The organism is Ferrithrix thermotolerans DSM 19514 (assembly GCF_900128965.1).
GTDB classification, from domain to species: Bacteria; Actinomycetota; Acidimicrobiia; order Acidimicrobiales; family Acidimicrobiaceae; genus Ferrithrix; species Ferrithrix thermotolerans.
This window is the reverse complement of sequence record NZ_FQUL01000011.1, coordinates 1-17085: the sequence shown is the minus strand read 5'-3', so window position 1 is coordinate 17085 and position 17085 is coordinate 1. Positions and strand designations below refer to the sequence as shown.

Sequence of the window (17085 nt, the reverse complement as noted above, 5' to 3'; positions counted from 1 at the left end):
CTGATATCATATGAAAGACTCAAATGGTATCATCGGGTTTGCTAGCAAAGTACACATCCCTCCTCCAATACTGTTGATGTCACTCTCTGAACTGGGAGTATCGTTTAGCAAATATCGAAGAAAACGCAAAGACGCTAGTGGTTGCGCCGCCATGAAAGCTATCGGAAGTTTCCTTTCCCTTACCGGGTTCACCGTCTCAGCTACTGCGGCCGTGTATATGATCAAAGAGGGTCAAAGTCCAAATCCAAAGAACCAAAAGTCTAAAGTTGTGACCTCGGGTCCCTTCGTTGCTTCTAGAAATCCCATATACTTAGGTTCTCTACTTGCGGCCCTAGGGCGTTCTTTTGCTAACAGATCCATCGCTGGTATGGTTGCGACGGCAGCTGGATGGATCTACGTCGATAGAGTTATTGTTCCGGGCGAAGAGCGGTATCTGACAGAGCAATTTGTCAACAGTTACATCGAATATCGAGATAAAACCGCACGCTGGATCGGATCCCCCATTTCTTCCAAAGTATAGGACTGCTCTGTCTCCACCTCTATAAAGACTTTGTCTTGCCCATGGTGAACGGCAAAACTCAAGACCCAGAACCTTGCAAGTTGTATACTTAGGTGATATAGGCTCCACACAACTTAGATAAGGGAAGCGTCTATGGTGACGCTAACAAGTCGTCACGACATAAAAGGGTCGGTGGCGGAAAGCGAGTTCTAACGTGAGTATCCGAAGAATCAGAAGGATAACCCTTTTGGACCGTCTGGCGGTCAGGTCTTCTCTTATTCCTCTAAATGTAATACTTACAAAGTCTGTAAGTGATGCATCTGGCCACTCCTTAGGGCGTGTAATCGATGTCGTCGTGAAGTGGAGCGGGGACGCCATCTACCCTGACGTAAAGGGTATGGTAATCAAAGATCAAAACAGTGAAAGTGAGCTTTTGGTTCCTGCATCCAAGATAGAGGTGTTCCAAGCGTCCACAAGAACGATCAGATATCTAGGCGCAGGTCCCGGCAAGTGGGAGCGTAGGCGAGGGGAACTCAGACTAGAGGCAGATGTAATTGGACGCCAGATAGTCGATGTGCAAGGCGCATCTGTGGTAATCGCCAAAGAGCTATACCTAGCCTGGATCGGACAGACGATGTACCTGGTCGGGGTCTCTGGACCAGAGAAGCGTCGTGGTCTAAAGGCCTTGAGCAAGGTTGACTCAGGTCTCATCGACTGGTCTTTGGTACAACCATTTGGAGAGGCCGACTCAGAACTCAAGCTCAAGGAGCTACACGAAGGTTTGCGTAGGCTAAGACCCGGGGAGCTGGCAGACCTGCTCCAGGAATTAGACGATGAAGCACGTGATGAGTTCACGGCCTCTATGGACCTCTCTGATCTAGCAGACGCTGTAGAGGAGATGGAGCCAGAAGAGGTAGAGGATCTCATGGTGGACACGCCTCCTGAGGTAGCAGCAAAGCTAATCGAAAAGATGGAACCTGATGAGGCGGTAGACGCTTTGCGAGACTTAGGTCGCGCTGAGGCAGATGAGATACTTGCAAAGCTTCCACCAGAGGTCTCCGAGGCTCTCGAGGAGTCACTAGAGTACCCCGAGACTATGGCGGGGGGATTTATGACTACCGTGCTTGTTATATCCAGTCCGCAAGATACAATAAGTGAAGTAGCTGAAAAGATGCGGGCAGCCAAGGATCACTCCACCGACATCGACGCTACCGTCGTCGTAGACGAAAACGGAAAGTACCTCGGCGACGTCCACCTATTCGACCTCTTTATCGCCGATTCATCGCAAGCGGTCGGCAGCCTACTTGGAGAACACGATCCATTGTATATAGACGCAGAAGCCCCCTTACGTGAGGTAGTAAAGACGCTAATAGAGGCTCGATCAAGCTCTTTGGTCGTCGTGGATGAAGAAGGTTTTCCAATAGGACGGGTTCTTGCAGACGACGTAGTCGATGCCTTGGAGCGAAGCTCTGGATTTCACTTCAAACTACCTTGGAACAAGTAAAACATCCATTTCAGAGGGGTAAAAACTACACGACTAACTTTCCTTTAGTCGTGTAGTTTTTCTATTAGTAGTTCAACACCAATAACGTAAGTGCTTTATAGGTCTCCCATAACCTCTATCAATGACCGGAGGCTAGCTGCACTACCTTTACGATTACCATCACAAAGGCCAGAACCAAGTAGGCCCTTAGGGTGCCAAGCCCCAGCTTTCTTCCTATACTCATCTCGGCTCTTGCGAGTTTGTCTAACTTGGGCATGCGCCAGTTCTCGCGCTCTTTCAAAACGGCAGCTCGATCCATCTTCATAGAAGGTGTAGTCCTATCGTATGTAGCTGACTCTAAACGTCCCCTTACAAGCAGGACTACGCCTCCAAGGGCTCCAACAAGAGCTCCAACTCCTAGTCCTTGCACAAGCTGGGTACCGGTCAGATTAGGAAATACCGTTGCCGCTGTGAGGGCTAGAGATAGAAGAACGAGTATCCACACTATTACGCCACTAACGATGTTTCGGGCGACTGAGTTAACCCAGGGTCCCAGTACGACCCTGTCGTTGCATAGGAGAACTAAAAACACCGTCGCAGAAGGCAGCAATATACCAGCGAGAGCCTGGACTCCGGTGGTGATAAGACCCAAGGGCGAGTGTGGGATTAGAACTATTACTGCACTAACCACCAAAAGTGCTGCGTAAAAGAGATAAAAGGCCGGAGCTCTTCTCGGACTCCAATGCAAAGAGTGCCGTATATTGAATACGTCGCCTAGAGCATAAGTTGTAGAGAGCGTTACAGCTGAGGCGCCTATTAGCGAGGCATCTAAGAGTACCAGGGCAAAGAGGTCCCCTATTACAGATCCCGCATGCGCCCTCAGACTTACAGCTGTACCAAGAGCAGAGGTAAAGTTTCCAAACGCATGAGTATGAGCAAGAGCATACGCTGGCACGATTAGTAGGGCCGCCGCACCGATCTCCGTAAGGACCACGCCAACTGCGGTATCTATCCTTTCATAGGGTATCCACCTTGGCGTGATCCGCTTGTCTATTACGTTTGACTGCTGAAAGAAAAGCTGCCAAGGAGCAACCGTTGTACCCACAATCGCTATGATCAGCAACAACAAGGAGGCGTTTATCCCTCCAGGGAACGATGGAATGATGGTATTGCTCACGACCTGACCGTAGTTTGGATGAACAAAGATAGCCATTGGAATAACTGCAAGGTTGAAGGCTATCAGAAGATACATCCAGCGCTCCCATCGCCTGAAACTTCCTCCTGAAGCAAATAGAAACAGTAAGACTGCAGCGACCGGAATCCCAAGGTAAGAGGGAAGACCAAAGTACCTAAAGGCCTGGTCAACTCCGATAAACTCCGTCACAATCGTAAGTGCGTTCAAGATAAATAGATCGATAACACTGAATGCACCCCAGAACTTACCAAATCTGTTGAATATAAGTCTGGCGTGACCCACTCCAGTGACAGCCCCGAGACGAACTACCATCTCTTGGTTGACGTAAAGCACCGGTATCAGTAGTAAAAGTGTCCATAGCAGGTGCGGACCGTAGTTCTGACCCGCCTGCGCATATGTAGCAACACCACCTGCATCGTTGTCACCGACCATAACCACAAGTCCCGGACCCATAATCGCCAGCAAGGTGAAGAGCCTGCGCCACCCTTTAGACCTTGAGGACCTTGTGTCGTCGACCTTTACCGTCCCAAAGGCACCAATTATGTCACCAACATGTGCGGAGTCCAAAACCGCCGAATCGTCCAGCTTCCCCTGTGCCGCTTCCTTTGTTCCCGAGGAAGTACTAACCCCGCTGCGGTCAAACTTCATATTGCCTCCTTCCACCAATCAGATCTTTGCGCAGAAGGAGAGTATGAAACTCGCCTTAGCTGCGAACGAAACTACTTCTTAGGGTCCATTGGACCCAGCTACTTGAGGGTAAAATGTTTACCAGCCTCCGAATAGACGACAAAATTTTCGACCTGTGACACACAAAGCCTAATACATAGTACTAGCACAACAACCGCTAAGAGCCACAGTTCACCAAGTGTTAAGCGTTGAACCTCTTGAGGGTTCACGCCTCAACGATATACTGACGACTAGTTGAAGGTCAATGTCGAGGTTGAAAATCTACGTCGAGACGATCACAGTTTTTGATCGTCAAGGTTGAAGCTGAGTCAAAAGGGGCGATAAGGATCGTACACCGATGAGTACTTCTGTTGTAATAGTTGCAGTTGCTCTTGCGAGCGCAGTTGAGATGGTCGAGGCTTTCACGATACTTCTAGCAGTCGCAACGACTAAGGGATGGAAGACCTCGATCAGTGCAGCAGCGACTGCTTTATTAGTGCTTGCCGTCATCGTCGCGATTCTTGGACCTGCACTGCTTCACGTCCTACCTATCGACACACTGAGAACCATCGTAGGAGTTGTTACCTTGATCTTTGGTCTCCAGTGGGTCCGAAAGGCGATCCTTAGGTCCTCTGGTCTCAAGGCTCTTCACGATGAAGACGCAATCTTTGAGCGAGAGGTGAAGGAGATGTCGCAGACACAAAATAGCGGCAAGGTCGTCGACTCGGTAGGATTTGCAGTAGCGTTCAAGGGGATGTTTCTAGAGGGTCTAGAGGTTGTTATCATTGTGCTGACCCTTGGGACAACCTCTGGCCATCTCCTCGTCTCTTCTGTGACTGCGGTGCTAACCGCTGTCATCGTCTTTGGCGTCGGAGCGGCCCTGTCAAGACAGCTTTCCTCGGTGCCTGAGAACAAAATGAAGATGGCCGTTGGAGTCATGCTCATCTCCTTCGGTACTTTCTGGTCTGGCGAAGGTCTGCATGTACACTGGCCGCTATCGGATCTCTCTATCGTGGGACTAATCGCACTTTACGCCGCGGTCAGCTATCTCTTGGTTCAATACCTAAAGAGCGCCCAGGTCACAGAAGCAAATAGAAGGAGTTCAGCATCTTAAGGTGATTGGAACAAAATATGATCGAAACGGTTTCTAAGATACTCAAGTCAATAGCCAGCTTCTTTTGGGACCTCTTAGTTGGAGAAACGCCGGGGCTAAGCGCTGGCGTGGCAACTTTAGTAATTGGACTCGTAGCATTACACGAAGGGGGCATAAGCGCCCCTTATCTAATCCCTCCCTTGGTCGTGGTGATTACCCTATTTTTCTCCCTAAGACATGAGCTTAAAAAGGCCTCTTCTTAGTCCAATTGCGTCTCAGATAAAAGGCTAGGAGTGACCTTGATATGCCATGCATTCTCCCACCTCTACGTCCATCGCCATGGAGACGGCTCCTAAGAGGTCCAGAGCGCTCGACTAACCCGTCTGTATGAGAGTTAGTAACCTTCCTTGATTGTTTTCTGATTTGATTCGACAGATAACAACGCTAAAGGTTTACACCCCCAGATCCGAAAAGACTGAATATGGGGAGTAACCTTCTTGACTAACCACTGCCACGACGACGCTACCGTGACAGGCCAGGTACCAGCCGATAGCCCAGCCACCTTGGGGTCCACGGATCGCACAGATAACACCCATCTACCAAGACAAAAGTGGCCCTGTGGTCTAAGTGTTTTTGATGTAGTTGCCGAACCCTCTTTGCTCATTATTCACTTGCAGCCGATAGTAGATCTACTTCAGGGCGAAATCGTTGGCTATGAAGCTCTTTCACGCTTCCCCAGCTGCAGCTCGATAAGCTACGAAGAACTATTCAGGGCGGCAGATCACTCCGGGATGTCCTCTGCTTTAGAGGCAACGGCGGTCCTGCAGGCTAGGAAGAAGATTATGGAACTTCCTTCCTCTAACTTTCTATCGATCAATGTCACACCTAAGGCACTGCTATCAAGCCAGGTCCGTGAGTCGCTAGATGGCGACTTGACAAGAATCGCTATCGAACTCACCGGACAGATACCCGAAGATCTACTACCCGATGTCGCATCTGCCCTCACGGAGCTGCGGTCCCACGGAGCAATCGTAGCCCTCGACGATACAGGAGTGGACTATAAAGGACTGAAGACATTAGAGGCCCTAAAGCCTGAGATCGTAAAGTTGACTCGATCACTAGTTAGCGGAATAGATAAAGACCCCATCAAAGTGGCACTAGTAAAGATGGTAAGTGAGGTCGTCGACGACATAGGCGGATGGGTGCTGGCAGTAGGAATAGAGACTCAAGCCGAGATCACGCAGTTAATCGATCTAAATGTGCCGCTCGGTCAAGGATGGGCTCTTGGGAAGCCCAAAGACGAGCTTGCTCCAATGAGTTCGGATCTTTCTAATTACATCTCATCCACCAGTCGAAGTCTCTATAACTCAACGAACCATATATCGTTACGAAACATCGCAAAGAGGGCTTCCCTGAGCCCATCGCTGAACCCTACGGAAGGTATAGACTCCTCAGCGAGATACGTGGTAACAGTAGACGAAGAAGGACAACCTCACAGCCTGCATCGAAGAACAAAGGATAACAGGTGGGAGCAGTTCCCAGTCTCAGCACTGATAAGCCCAGACGAAGAGTCCCATCAGGTTGCAAAAAGGCTCTTACAGCGCAACGAGGAGACGCGCCTTGATCCAGCCTTGTGCTTGGGTCCCACCGGGGAATGGGACTGCGTCATCGAGATCCCCGACCTCTTCGCGGAGATAGCAAGGCGGCTCGAGGAGATTGCGGAGAAGCAAAGGCATCTCAGGCACTAGGCGCAACCGCTGAAGCCACATCTCCACCTGAGTTGATCTTACTTTTAGGTCGCCTCTCTACGTATATGTAGGCGCCGAGTAGCAAAGCTACCAGTGCCACTGAAGAAGCGCCCATTAGAAGAGCAACTCTCGGTCCTAAGTGTTGGGCTACGTATCCCGTTATAGGAGAGCCGATAGGAGTACTTCCCAAAAATCCAACTGAATACAGAGCCATGACCCTGCCTCTCATCTCCGTTGGAGAGTTGAGCTGTAAAAGAGAGTTGGCTAGGGACATAAACGCTATTGAGAATGCTCCCATGACCGCCAAGAATAATAACGTGACCTTCAGGCTTGGCATAATCGACGAAAGAGTAAGGGCCACAGCGAAAAAAGTCCCGATTTTCGCTAGCTTCTTCAGCGTTACCTGAGAAGTTGAGGCAACCCAGAGCCCCCCTACAACCGCTCCCGCTCCTATGAACGAACTCATAAGTCCTAGGGTCTCCGGACCTCCGTGAAAGGTGAACTTGGCCAAAAGGGGAAGAGAGACGTTGAAGTTGTAGGCAAAGGTACCGACAACCATAACACCAAGAAGTGTAAGTAGGAGAATCGGAGACCGCTTAACGTACCCAAGACCCTCCCTGAACTGGCCCTTAGCCTTTGAACCCTTAGGAAATGGGAAGAACTCAGATCTTCGCATCATCATCAGTGCAACGATTACCGCAAGGTATGAGAGAGCGTTTAATCCAAAGGCCGGACCCACGCCAACCGATGCAATCACAACGCCGGCAAGTGCTGGACCAAAGGCTCTTGAGACATTAAACGTTACCGAGTTCAAGCTAACGGCGTTTTGGAGGTTGTCAGGACCTGTCATCTGCTGAACAAAGCTCTGACGAGCTGTGGGATCAACCGCGTTCACCAACCCAAAGTACAAAGAGAGGGCGAACACCATCCACACACGGATAACGCCAAGGGTCACGAGGATATAAAGCAGGGCAGCCTGAGAGGCAAATAAGGACTGGGTGACGATCAAGATCTTTCTCTTGTCAAAACGGTCTACCAAAGTCCCAGCAAAGCCCCCCAGCACCAATACGGGAAGAAACTGAACGGCTGTAACAAGACCGAGATCTACACCACTACCAGTAAGTCTGAGTACCAACCAAGCCATCGCTACGGACTGCATCCAAGTACCGGTCGTAGAAACGATCTGTCCAAAGAGGTAAAGCCGAAAGTTCCTAATCGCAAGGGAGCTGAACGTCTTGCTAATACCTAGTCGAGAACGCGCGACCTCCATGTCTGAGCCTCCCTTTCCCGCACCTGATCCAACGACGCCTAACTATTTTTAGTTTCATATTACAAGCAAATTAATGGATATTAAACAGTTACTGTGATCTACTGCACTCAGCAAGGTCTGTCGCCACAGAGCTTCAATATGAATCGAAAGTCAAACCGATCAAGTCAGAGAGCAGGCACTCCCTCGAACTCCATGACAGAGCCGACCAACGACCACCACCAGCAAAAAACCAGTGTCTTCGAAGAGTTGCACAACAGTTCAGTCCAATCGAACTCCTCTTGGCTCAAGAACCCGAGCACGGATGATCATCGGTTTCTCGCTGAAGGATCACGGGATCGTATAAATAGCGCACATCCGACCAAGTCCTGCTAAGTATAGCTTCGGCTCTCACTATCACGTCTAGGCTCAAAGCGCTATGGATCCTAAGACCAGGCCAAGAGAGGTGCCAAATCGCTTCCGCATAGCAAAAACGGGACTAAGAGCGCGTGGCGATACAGGCAATGAGGTCCCTAACATCACAAACGCTTCACAGATGTATCTAGACGCTAGTAACGCAAGATCGATCGATCGCTCACCACTCCCGCTTTGACGGTGGCGCAAGTAGGACCAATACGCTGTTAGCAAATATGTTGAGGTATCTTTATGCACGAGGCCACGCACACCGTGCTCAAGATCGAAGATTGGCGAAAATCACGCAGCAAAGCTTGCGTCTGGTTTATGGATCTACGCTACCAGATCTTCTAAATTCACATACGCCCAGCAACAAAAGGGGTGTGCTACTTTGTATTAGGGATCGAGGTGGAACCATGTGTGGAAGATTTGCGCAGCTAATTGAACTAGAGGAGCTTGTCGACTCCGGCCTTATCAGTGATTTGTCGTTGACCAATATCAATGAAGTTAATAAGTACCTCTCCGAGAAGCAGATTCGTCCAACGCAGCCCTGCGTTGTCTTTACTACTGAGTCGTCATCTAAAGAGGCATCAGCATCGATCGCTCGTTTTGGCGCAAAAGTAAAGCTAGGCGGGAACTCCAGCCCAAAGTTATTGATAAACGCAAGAGCTGAGACAGCGCTCGATAAGCCGCTGTTCCATAAATCCCTGATGACAAGAAGATGCATTGTTCCGGTCAGCGGTTACTACGAGTGGAGCGAACTACATGGTGGAAAGAGAGTTCCCTATCTCATACATCCCCAAGGTAACCAAATCGCCAAGTTGGCTGGCATACTGCTTCGAGATGCGGTTTCTGGCGGTGAAGGCGTATTAGTGATTACCACTGACGCATCGCAGAGTGTATCGCATATCCATCATCGTCAGCCGCTGCATCTAAGCCAACAAGAGACAAGGATGTGGCTCTCCAGAGAAACATCGACTAAGGATATCTCCAACATGCTTATAAGATCCGATCAGGTCAAGTTACACCCCACTCAGATAGCCTCGTCCTACTTAGGAGACAGAGAGGTCTCATTAGCCGAAGCTAGCACCAGCGAGTACACTGAACAGCTCAGACTCTTTTAGATGCGGCTTAGAGATGTGAGGCGAGCCATCTACCGTACCAAAACGATACCTTGGGTCTTGGACATCCAAACTCCTTACTCTTTACGGTCCAGGACTGACAAAGTGGAGGGAGATCGGCACTCAACACCCATCAATAGGTCAAAGCTCTAGACCAGGGTGATTCCAACTTTCCCCGACACGTGCCCTTGCATCGAAAGTTCAAAGGCTTCAGCGCTTTTCTCGAAAGGAAAGTTATGCGAGACTAACGCCTTTAGGTCCCCTGATTCACTCAGTACAGATAGGGCGTCAAGATCGTCTTTAGAGGGTCGAACAAATACATAACGCCCCCCATGCTCTCGCACGGAACTGTCTGCAACAGATGCAACCCTACTCTTATCGCCCAAGAATGATAGTCCAGCCTGTAGACCCTGACCTCCATAAAGATCAAAGAATGCGTCCACCCTGTCAACCCCTAGATCTGCCATAGCTCCTACAAACTCCTCACCATAAGGAACAGGCGCTGCGCCAAGCGATCGTAGTAGATCGAAGTTGTGCTCTGATGCTGTTGCAACGACTCTTGCCCCCAATTTTTGGGCGATCTGGATCGCAAATACCCCAACACCACCCGCTCCTCCGGAGACCAAAACCGTCTCTCCTTGCCTTAGAGCGAGGTGACGGACAAGACCCTGATAGGCGGTTAGGCCCGCTAAGGGAAACACTCCAGCTTCAAGAAACGAGAGCGACTTTGGCTTTTTGGCCAAGGTCCTAACCGGGACAGAGGCGTAAGATGCATAGGTTCCGTGCTTTACGTAGTCCATACGCACGTAGCCATAAACCTCGTCACCGGCTTCAAACTCGTATACAGATGCTCCAACCTCTTGTACGACTCCTGAAAGATCCCATCCGGGGACTATAGGTAAAACACAGTCGATCCGAGACTGTAAATAACCCTTCATTATCTTCCAATCCACAGGGTTGACTGAAGTAGCGTGTACTTTAACCAACACTGAATCGGGTCCAACCTTTGGATCAGCGATCTCACCCACCTGAAGCACATCGGGATCACCAAAGGTTTCATAAAAGACAGCGCGCATAGATAGCACTTCCTAACTACTGGCTCACTAAGTAAAGATCGAACAAGTTACAACCACATCATTGAGGAGCGACCTAAAGAACCCCTTCTTCTTACATACTAATCATCTCACTTAGCCCATATAGGTAGGCTTAATGGGTGGTTCAAGTCACTCCAAATCAGTTACAATAGGTGCGCAATTGGCTTGAAACAGCGATTTAGGAGGTCAAAGGTGGAGCATAAGACCTCCTTTTTTAAAGCTCTCTATAAGATGAAACCCCTGACACAAACACCATCAAACAGAGCATTGCGGTTGTTGGTACTTTCCTTTGGGTTCAGCATCCTAGAAACGCTTGTCCTTATATTCAAGGGCCCTCCGGGCACGGACGTATTTGCTCACTACTACTACTTAGACGTATTGAGCCACCATGGTATAGTACTGTGGAACAACTTCTGGTACGAAGGCACCTATCTATTTGCAAACTACTCGATCACCCCATACCTTATCGGTCAGATATTGGGGCTAAAGATCACTGAGTTCCTTGTGACTCTTGTAACACTTAGTGTTGGGTTTTTATTTTCGTTGCCAAATGGAGACTCTCAAGACCAGCGGTACTTTTTTGTGACCTTCTTGGTGATTTGGCCGTTTTCGGTCGAAAGCGGCGATCTCGCGTACCTCAGTGGAGTTGCATTCGCTGCGGTATCACTTTTTGCATACTACAGTAAAAAAAGGGTCCTTTACCTCATCACTACGGCTCTGTCCATAACCTCCTCTCCTCTGGCGACAGGATTCTTGGCTATAGCTGTATTCAGCATCGAGATCCATAGAACCTTCTCATGCAAAAAAGAGGGGAATAGGGCTTTGGCCAACGTCTTTGCTTCAGCAACTGCGGTCTTGACACGCTCCTATTACATAGTGGTTTTGGAGGTTCAGGTAGTAGTCGTGTTCATCTTAGAGCTTGCCTTTGCGAGCTCTAACTTCTATCCGTTTTTTGCCTCTGACGCCGCAATCATCATCGTCTTCTCTCTTTTATCTATAGTCCTTTCCCTAAAGGGACTCCAGGACGATAGTAAATCCAAGCACCCCTTCATTCATCCCCTAGCCGTCGGATTCGCACTATATCTCGCAATCTCGGTCGTTCTTATGGTCATACCAACCCCCGTTGGCGCCAATATGAACAAACTCTCAGAGATATCCCTGCCCGTCTCACTCTACATCGCCACCAAAGTGATGAAAAAGGTGCGCCTGCGAGACAACGCCTATACGAATAGAACTGTACGACCGTATCTTGTGGGTTCGATTGCGTTGTTGGTGCTCTCGGCATACTGGACCTACTCAGAGGTCTCAGGACCACTCTTAGACGCTGGTCAGGCGTATAGACAGAGCCAACCTTCTTACTGGTCACCCGCCATCTCTTTTCTACGGGCTCATCTAAAGCCAGGATTTAGGGTCGAGGTCGTAGACACGCCAACTCACGCAGAGGCATACTTTCTTCCAGCAGCACAGATTCCGATCGTTCGCGGATGGTTCCGGCAGGCTGACTTTCCCAACAACGAGCTGCTGTATCGGTCGAATCTTTCAGATAAGAAATATCTGTCTTGGCTGCACAACACGTCAGCCGCTTACGTAGTCCTTACAAAGGGACCTTATGACTTCTCAGCCGTGAAAGAAGCGACTCTTCTCGCCTCTAAGGAGTCAGCCCTCAAAGAGGTCTATCGCAGCCAAGACATCACAATTTATAGGGTGCCATACCCCCTCCCTATAGTAAGTCCTAATACAAAGGTTGTAAGGGTAGGCTTAGAGACCATAGTCACAAAGGTCTATAGTACAAAGACCCTCATGGTATCTATAAACTTCTCCCCTTTCCTCGTCCCTTCGTCGGGATGCCTCACGAAGAGCCAAAGTGGACTAACGCTATGGCACAACCCTAAAGTTGGTGTCGACTCGTTGCACTTTAGCTTTACGTGGAGACGCTTCTTGGGCGCTATCGGATACAGTCTGGGCGTGACAAGTAACTTGAGCTGTAGAGGTTAGTAAGGTCTAGGTTGTCACTAATGCGCCACCAAGAGTTAAGATAACCATATAGCCTTGGAGTGCTTTGAAGGAAAGTTCCGGGCAGTAGGAGTTTTTATGTGGCTTGAGAAGATATCGTCCCCATCCGATATCAGGAACTTAGAGTATCAGCAGATCTCTGAACTATGCCAGGAGCTCCGGGAGTTCCTTGTGGATACCGTAACCACCCACGGAGGTCACCTCGGCTCAAATCTTGGAGTAGTAGAGCTAACCGTTGCCCTTCACAGAGTCTTTGAGTCTCCCAAGGACATACTGTTATTTGACACTGGCCACCAGGCTTATATCCATAAGCTACTAACTGGACGAGCCTCGGAGTTCGAGACCCTAAGAACTCAAGATGGTCTGTCAGGCTATCCCAAGAGGGCTGAGTCCGAACACGACTGGATTGAAAACTCACATGCCTCGACTGCGCTAAGCTATGCGTACGGACTCGCTGCCTCCATGAAGTTAGGGCGAGGACCCATGACCGGAGAGGCTCTAAGAGCTGAGTCCAAAGACCCCAACCGCAGGGTTGTAGCAGTTGTGGGAGACGGTGCCCTGACCGGTGGAATGGCGTATGAAGCGCTAAACAATATAGGTCACGCTCAGTCGAACATCATAATTATTTGGAACGATAATGGGCGATCGTACGCGCCCACCATCTCGAGGCTCTCCCAGTCAATCACCAAGATTCGACTTCACCCCTCCTATATGCAGGCGAGAAACCGCCTTGGTAAGGTCATATCTGAGATACCGGCGGTAGGAGGGTTGGCTGCCACATCCTGGTCTGGATTCACAGCAGCCCTTAGAGAGGCGATCGAGCCACGGGTTTTCTTCGAAGCACTTGGAGTTAGATATACCGGTCCGGTCGATGGCCACGATGTAGCAGAGCTTGAGTACGCTCTACAAGGAGCAAAAGAGTGGCAAGGTCCGATCGTAGTTCACGTCCTTACCCAAAAAGGTCGGGGTTACGCTCCCGCTGAGGACGACGAGATAAACCGCCTCCATGACCTAAAGGTTCGCAAGCCATCAGGGAACTGTAACGAAGAGCAATGTGGCTCCTACACAGAAACCTTCTCCAAGCACCTTCTTGCGGTCGCTGAGAGTCGTCCTGAGGTGGTTGCGATAACCGCTGCGATGCCGGCTCCAACAGGTCTTTTGCCGTTTTCACAGTCTTACCCAGATAGATTCTTTGATGTAGGAATCGCAGAACAACACGCGGTCACAGGTGCAGCTGGAATGGCGATGGGCGGGCTCAGGCCGGTGGTTGCAATATATTCGACGTTTCTGTCTCGTGCCTTCGACCAAGTCAACCTTGACGTCGCTCTACACAGACTCCCAGTGTGTTTCGTAATTGACCGTGCCGGCATCACTGGGGACGACGGTCCGTCGCACCACGGAGTTTTGGATCTAGTGCAGATGCTGTCTGTTCCAGATCTCTGTGTCTTTGCCCCAAGCTCACTTGAAGAGCTGGAAAGGATGATCGATACGGCACTAACACTGCCCGGACCATCGTCCATAAGGTTTCCCAAGACGCCCGGACCGCTTCAGATTGCATCAGGATCAGGAGAAGGACTGCGTGCGCGCAAACTCATTTCAGGGTCGGGTGAGATCGCAGTCGTCGGAGTCGGCAAGATGGTGCTACCTGCATATCAGGCTGCAATAGATCTTGCATCTAAGGGCGTGTCGGTTACCCTGTGGGATCCTCGATGCATTAGGCCACTAGATCAAGATCTGCTCGAAGACCTTAGTAACCACCGCCTCGTGCTCACCTTTGAAGATGGGTTCGTAAACGGAGGAGCAGGCGACTTTATCGGCCACAGTCTGCGAGAGGTCGCACCTGAGGTGGATGTATTCAACTACGGAGTACCGGTCGAATTTATCGCCCAAGGAGACCCAGAGGGAATACTTAGCGCTCTAAAACTCGACAAGAACGGGATTGCAGATACCATATGGGCCGCCTATGAGTCCGCCTTAGTGAAGCACACATCCGAGAAGTTTCCCCCGCTGCTATAGCTGACCGCATTCCCTCTGACTACAACGCCAATATCGATCTAGCTAGTTCTAATCCACAATGCGATCTGCGTCGAAAACCTACGTGGGAGGTACATAGCCCATAGAGGAGTTGCACATGGAAGACGTCTTAGTTATAGGTGCCGGTCATAACGGTCTGATCGCTGCGTGCTACCTAGCCATGTCTGGACGACAAGTGACGGTGTTAGAGGCGCTAGACCGCCCAGGTGGCGGCTCCCGCACAGAGGAGCGGATTCCGGGATACCGATTTAACCTTCATTCCGCAGCGCACAACATAATCAACATGACCTCAATCCCTTCTGAACTCGGACTAAGAGACGCTGGGCTCACCTACATGGAGATGGATCCCTTCTCCGTCGCAGTAAGAGAGACGGGTGAGATCGTTCGCTTCTACCGTTCAATCGAAAAGACGGTAGACTCTATCGCTCAGGTCGATATCGCTGAGGCTCACGCCTATAAGGAGTTCATGGACCGTGCCCTTCCCTACATCGAGCTGATCCTGCCCGCCATGCGCGGTGGAACCCAGCTAAAAGACCTCTACCGAGTCATCAAGTCAATCAATCAGCTTAGACGTTCTTCCTTGGCTGAAAGTATTTACGATCTATCTTTGCCCTACGAGTCTTTACTCACGAAGTATCTCAGAAGTGACCTCACAAGGGGACCAATAGCCGCCTTTGCAGCTCACGGAGGAATCGGACCTTCTGTAAGTGGAGGAGCTATCTTTGCTCTCTGGCAGGCCGCCTACCACCGATTCGGACAATGGCATGCGATCGGCGGTTCACAGGCGCTTATCGACGCTTTAGTACTAAGACTCAAGACACTAGGAGGAACTCTCAGATGCTCCGCACGAGTGGCTGCTATCGAGAGAGACAGCTCTCAAGTGCGTGGGGTGGTGCTGGAGACAGGCGAGAAGATCTACGCCCGCACTGTCGTAACAGCCATAGACCCAAAGACGGCACTACTGGAGCTGTTGAAACCATCGCTGTCGGGAAAATCTGGAGCTGAGCTGAGCGGCGTTCAAAGAGGGAATGTAGTTCAGTCCCTGTTGCACATAGCGGTCGACAGGCTACCACAGTATAGAGAAGGTCGTGTTGAAGACTGGAATGGCCTTCAAAGCTACGTCGATAGCCTTAGCGACCTTACACAAGCATGGAAGGAAGCAGAGGCCGGATACATGCCTAGCAAACTCCCCCTTTATATATTCACCCCTTCTGCATTAGACCCGTCTCTTGCTCCTAGTCACCATCACACTATCTATCTCGCATGCCCGGCTGCCCCCTATATCGTCCGAGACGGCTGGCATGGCCAGAAACAGCAGTTTATCGAGCGAGCTATTTCAACGATCGAGAGTCGAGCTCCCGGCTTTAGCGACACTATCGTCGATGTAAACACTTATCTTCCCGAGGAGATGTACATAGATGGACTCTGGCCCGGAGCCCATCCTATGCATATCGACATTTCTCCGAGCCAGCTTGGCATTTTTCGTCCCACTCGCACGCTCGGCCAACACAGGACTCCGATTTCAGGACTATACATCTCAGGCGCAGGGACAGCTCCTACCGGTGGAATCGCAGGAACACCAGGGAAGATGGCTGCTTTGGCAGTGCTGAGGGACTCAAAGAAACGCTAGGAAGGCAACAGATACGCACTTTCTGTACTTTCATCGATCCATAGCCTTATGATTCTGCGGATAGATAACATAAGCCTAATGATCACTATCTCCTACACGCAAAGGTAGATAACCAGGTTTCGCACAGCTTACATATGAGACAAGCCCGACGAAGATCTCGCCATTATCATCTTGAAAGCTGAGTCCTTTCATCCCTCAATACGCTCACAGTTCAATCTATTTTCTACTGGACAAAGAAAAGGATGCTTTATAACCTGAGCACCCAGCGAGCAAAATTTGAGAAGATCTGAACCTCATACAAACCAAGAGCGGGCGCTACTAACATCATCGATACACGTCTAAGAGGTGCTCGACGATCAAGTAAACCATAAGGACGGTCCTCGACAGGATAGACCACAACAATTACGCTAAAACCCTTCTCCAGTACTGGCTGATTAGTTACCAAAGATCCATCTACAACACAGGGTTTAGCCATGGGGCTGTTAGCCATAAACACACAGATGAATTAAAGAAAATCCTAGCAAATTGTAACTAAGAGGTACCGAACGCTTGAACGACATACTCGAGTTCTCGCCCCAAAAGCAGATAAACCCCACATCGAAATAAACCGCTCTGCGCATTTCGATGTTCAAGGCGAAGCGACCATGTCGGCGAAGAAAGCCGGCGAGAACAAACCTAAGAGACCCTATACGCCCAACACAGTTACGAAGTCTCTCACACCAACTACGCTTCAGTTCATTACTCTTAGCGTTATCGCACCAGCCTTAACCGACGGGCATGAAGAGGTTCTTAGCCTTAAGATTGGTTGTGTCCCGATAGTTGTGCAAATTCCACGAGTGAATTGATTTG

At 50.0% G+C, this 17085-nt stretch carries 13 protein-coding genes; 9 read left to right on the top strand and 4 right to left on the bottom strand.

The window, feature by feature from the left end; all coding sequences use genetic code 11:
• Window positions 1-10: 10 nt before the first annotated feature.
• Both BUA24_RS05060 and BUA24_RS05055 read left to right on the top strand, forming a co-directional pair.
• Window positions 11-520 carry a methyltransferase family protein gene (locus tag BUA24_RS05060; RefSeq protein WP_072789499.1) on the top strand — a complete coding sequence of 170 codons (510 nt, stop codon included), beginning with the start codon at window positions 11-13 and terminating at the stop codon, window positions 518-520.
• Window positions 521-713: 193 nt separating this feature from the next.
• Window positions 714-2003, top strand: coding sequence for a magnesium transporter MgtE N-terminal domain-containing protein (locus BUA24_RS05055; protein WP_143146394.1), 1290 nt, complete (start codon window positions 714-716; stop codon window positions 2001-2003).
• Between the two features lie 118 nt (window positions 2004-2121).
• Here BUA24_RS05055 and BUA24_RS05050 read toward each other — a convergent pair whose 3' ends face one another.
• On the bottom strand, window positions 2122-3825 hold the full coding sequence (locus BUA24_RS05050) for an Nramp family divalent metal transporter (RefSeq protein ID WP_084660213.1): 1704 nt from the start codon (window positions 3823-3825) through the stop codon (window positions 2122-2124).
• 376 nt (window positions 3826-4201) lie between these two features.
• Between BUA24_RS05050 and BUA24_RS05045 the strand changes: the two genes are divergently transcribed.
• From BUA24_RS05045 to BUA24_RS05035, 3 genes are all read left to right on the top strand, one after another.
• Window positions 4202-4957, top strand: a complete 756-nt coding sequence (locus BUA24_RS05045; RefSeq protein ID WP_072789493.1) for a COG4280 domain-containing protein — start codon at window positions 4202-4204, stop codon at window positions 4955-4957.
• Window positions 4958-4974: 17 nt separating this feature from the next.
• A complete protein-coding gene (locus BUA24_RS05040) occupies window positions 4975-5199 on the top strand; it encodes a hypothetical protein (protein ID WP_072789490.1) in 225 nt (74 codons plus the stop codon).
• A gap of 234 nt (window positions 5200-5433) precedes the next feature.
• On the top strand, window positions 5434-6684 hold the full coding sequence (locus tag BUA24_RS05035; RefSeq protein ID WP_072789487.1) for an EAL domain-containing protein: 1251 nt from the start codon (window positions 5434-5436) through the stop codon (window positions 6682-6684).
• On the opposite strand, the gene BUA24_RS05030 is transcribed toward BUA24_RS05035, so the two are convergent.
• On the bottom strand, window positions 6674-7954 hold the full coding sequence (locus BUA24_RS05030) for an MFS transporter (RefSeq protein ID WP_072789484.1): 1281 nt from the start codon (window positions 7952-7954) through the stop codon (window positions 6674-6676). The genes BUA24_RS05035 and BUA24_RS05030 overlap by 11 nt on opposite strands.
• Window positions 7955-8760: 806 nt before the next feature.
• Between BUA24_RS05030 and BUA24_RS05025 the strand changes: the two genes are divergently transcribed.
• Entirely contained in the window at window positions 8761-9468 is a 708-nt protein-coding gene (locus BUA24_RS05025; protein WP_072789481.1) for an SOS response-associated peptidase, read from the top strand.
• 146 nt (window positions 9469-9614) lie between these two features.
• On the opposite strand, the gene BUA24_RS05020 is transcribed toward BUA24_RS05025, so the two are convergent.
• Window positions 9615-10541 carry an NADP-dependent oxidoreductase gene (locus BUA24_RS05020; RefSeq protein WP_072789479.1) on the bottom strand — a complete coding sequence of 309 codons (927 nt, stop codon included), beginning with the start codon at window positions 10539-10541 and terminating at the stop codon, window positions 9615-9617.
• Between the two features lie 183 nt (window positions 10542-10724).
• Here BUA24_RS05020 and BUA24_RS05015 point away from each other — a divergent pair, with 183 nt between their 5' ends.
• The 3 genes from BUA24_RS05015 (at window position 10725) to BUA24_RS05005 (ending at window position 16236) form a co-directional block, all read left to right on the top strand.
• The gene (locus tag BUA24_RS05015) at window positions 10725-12554 is read left to right on the top strand and encodes a hypothetical protein (RefSeq protein ID WP_178138710.1); all 1830 of its coding nucleotides are present in this window, start codon (window positions 10725-10727) and stop codon (window positions 12552-12554) included.
• 96 nt (window positions 12555-12650) lie between these two features.
• Window positions 12651-14588 (top strand): 1-deoxy-D-xylulose-5-phosphate synthase, encoded by a 1938-nt coding sequence (gene dxs / locus BUA24_RS05010; protein ID WP_072789473.1) that lies wholly within the window; start codon window positions 12651-12653, stop codon window positions 14586-14588.
• Window positions 14589-14703: 115 nt separating this feature from the next.
• Window positions 14704-16236 carry a phytoene desaturase family protein gene (locus BUA24_RS05005; protein ID WP_072789470.1) on the top strand — a complete coding sequence of 511 codons (1533 nt, stop codon included), beginning with the start codon at window positions 14704-14706 and terminating at the stop codon, window positions 16234-16236.
• Between the two features lie 247 nt (window positions 16237-16483).
• Here BUA24_RS05005 and BUA24_RS05000 read toward each other — a convergent pair whose 3' ends face one another.
• Window positions 16484-16711, bottom strand: coding sequence for a hypothetical protein (locus BUA24_RS05000; RefSeq protein WP_143146392.1), 228 nt, complete (start codon window positions 16709-16711; stop codon window positions 16484-16486).
• Window positions 16712-17085: the final 374 nt, after the last annotated feature.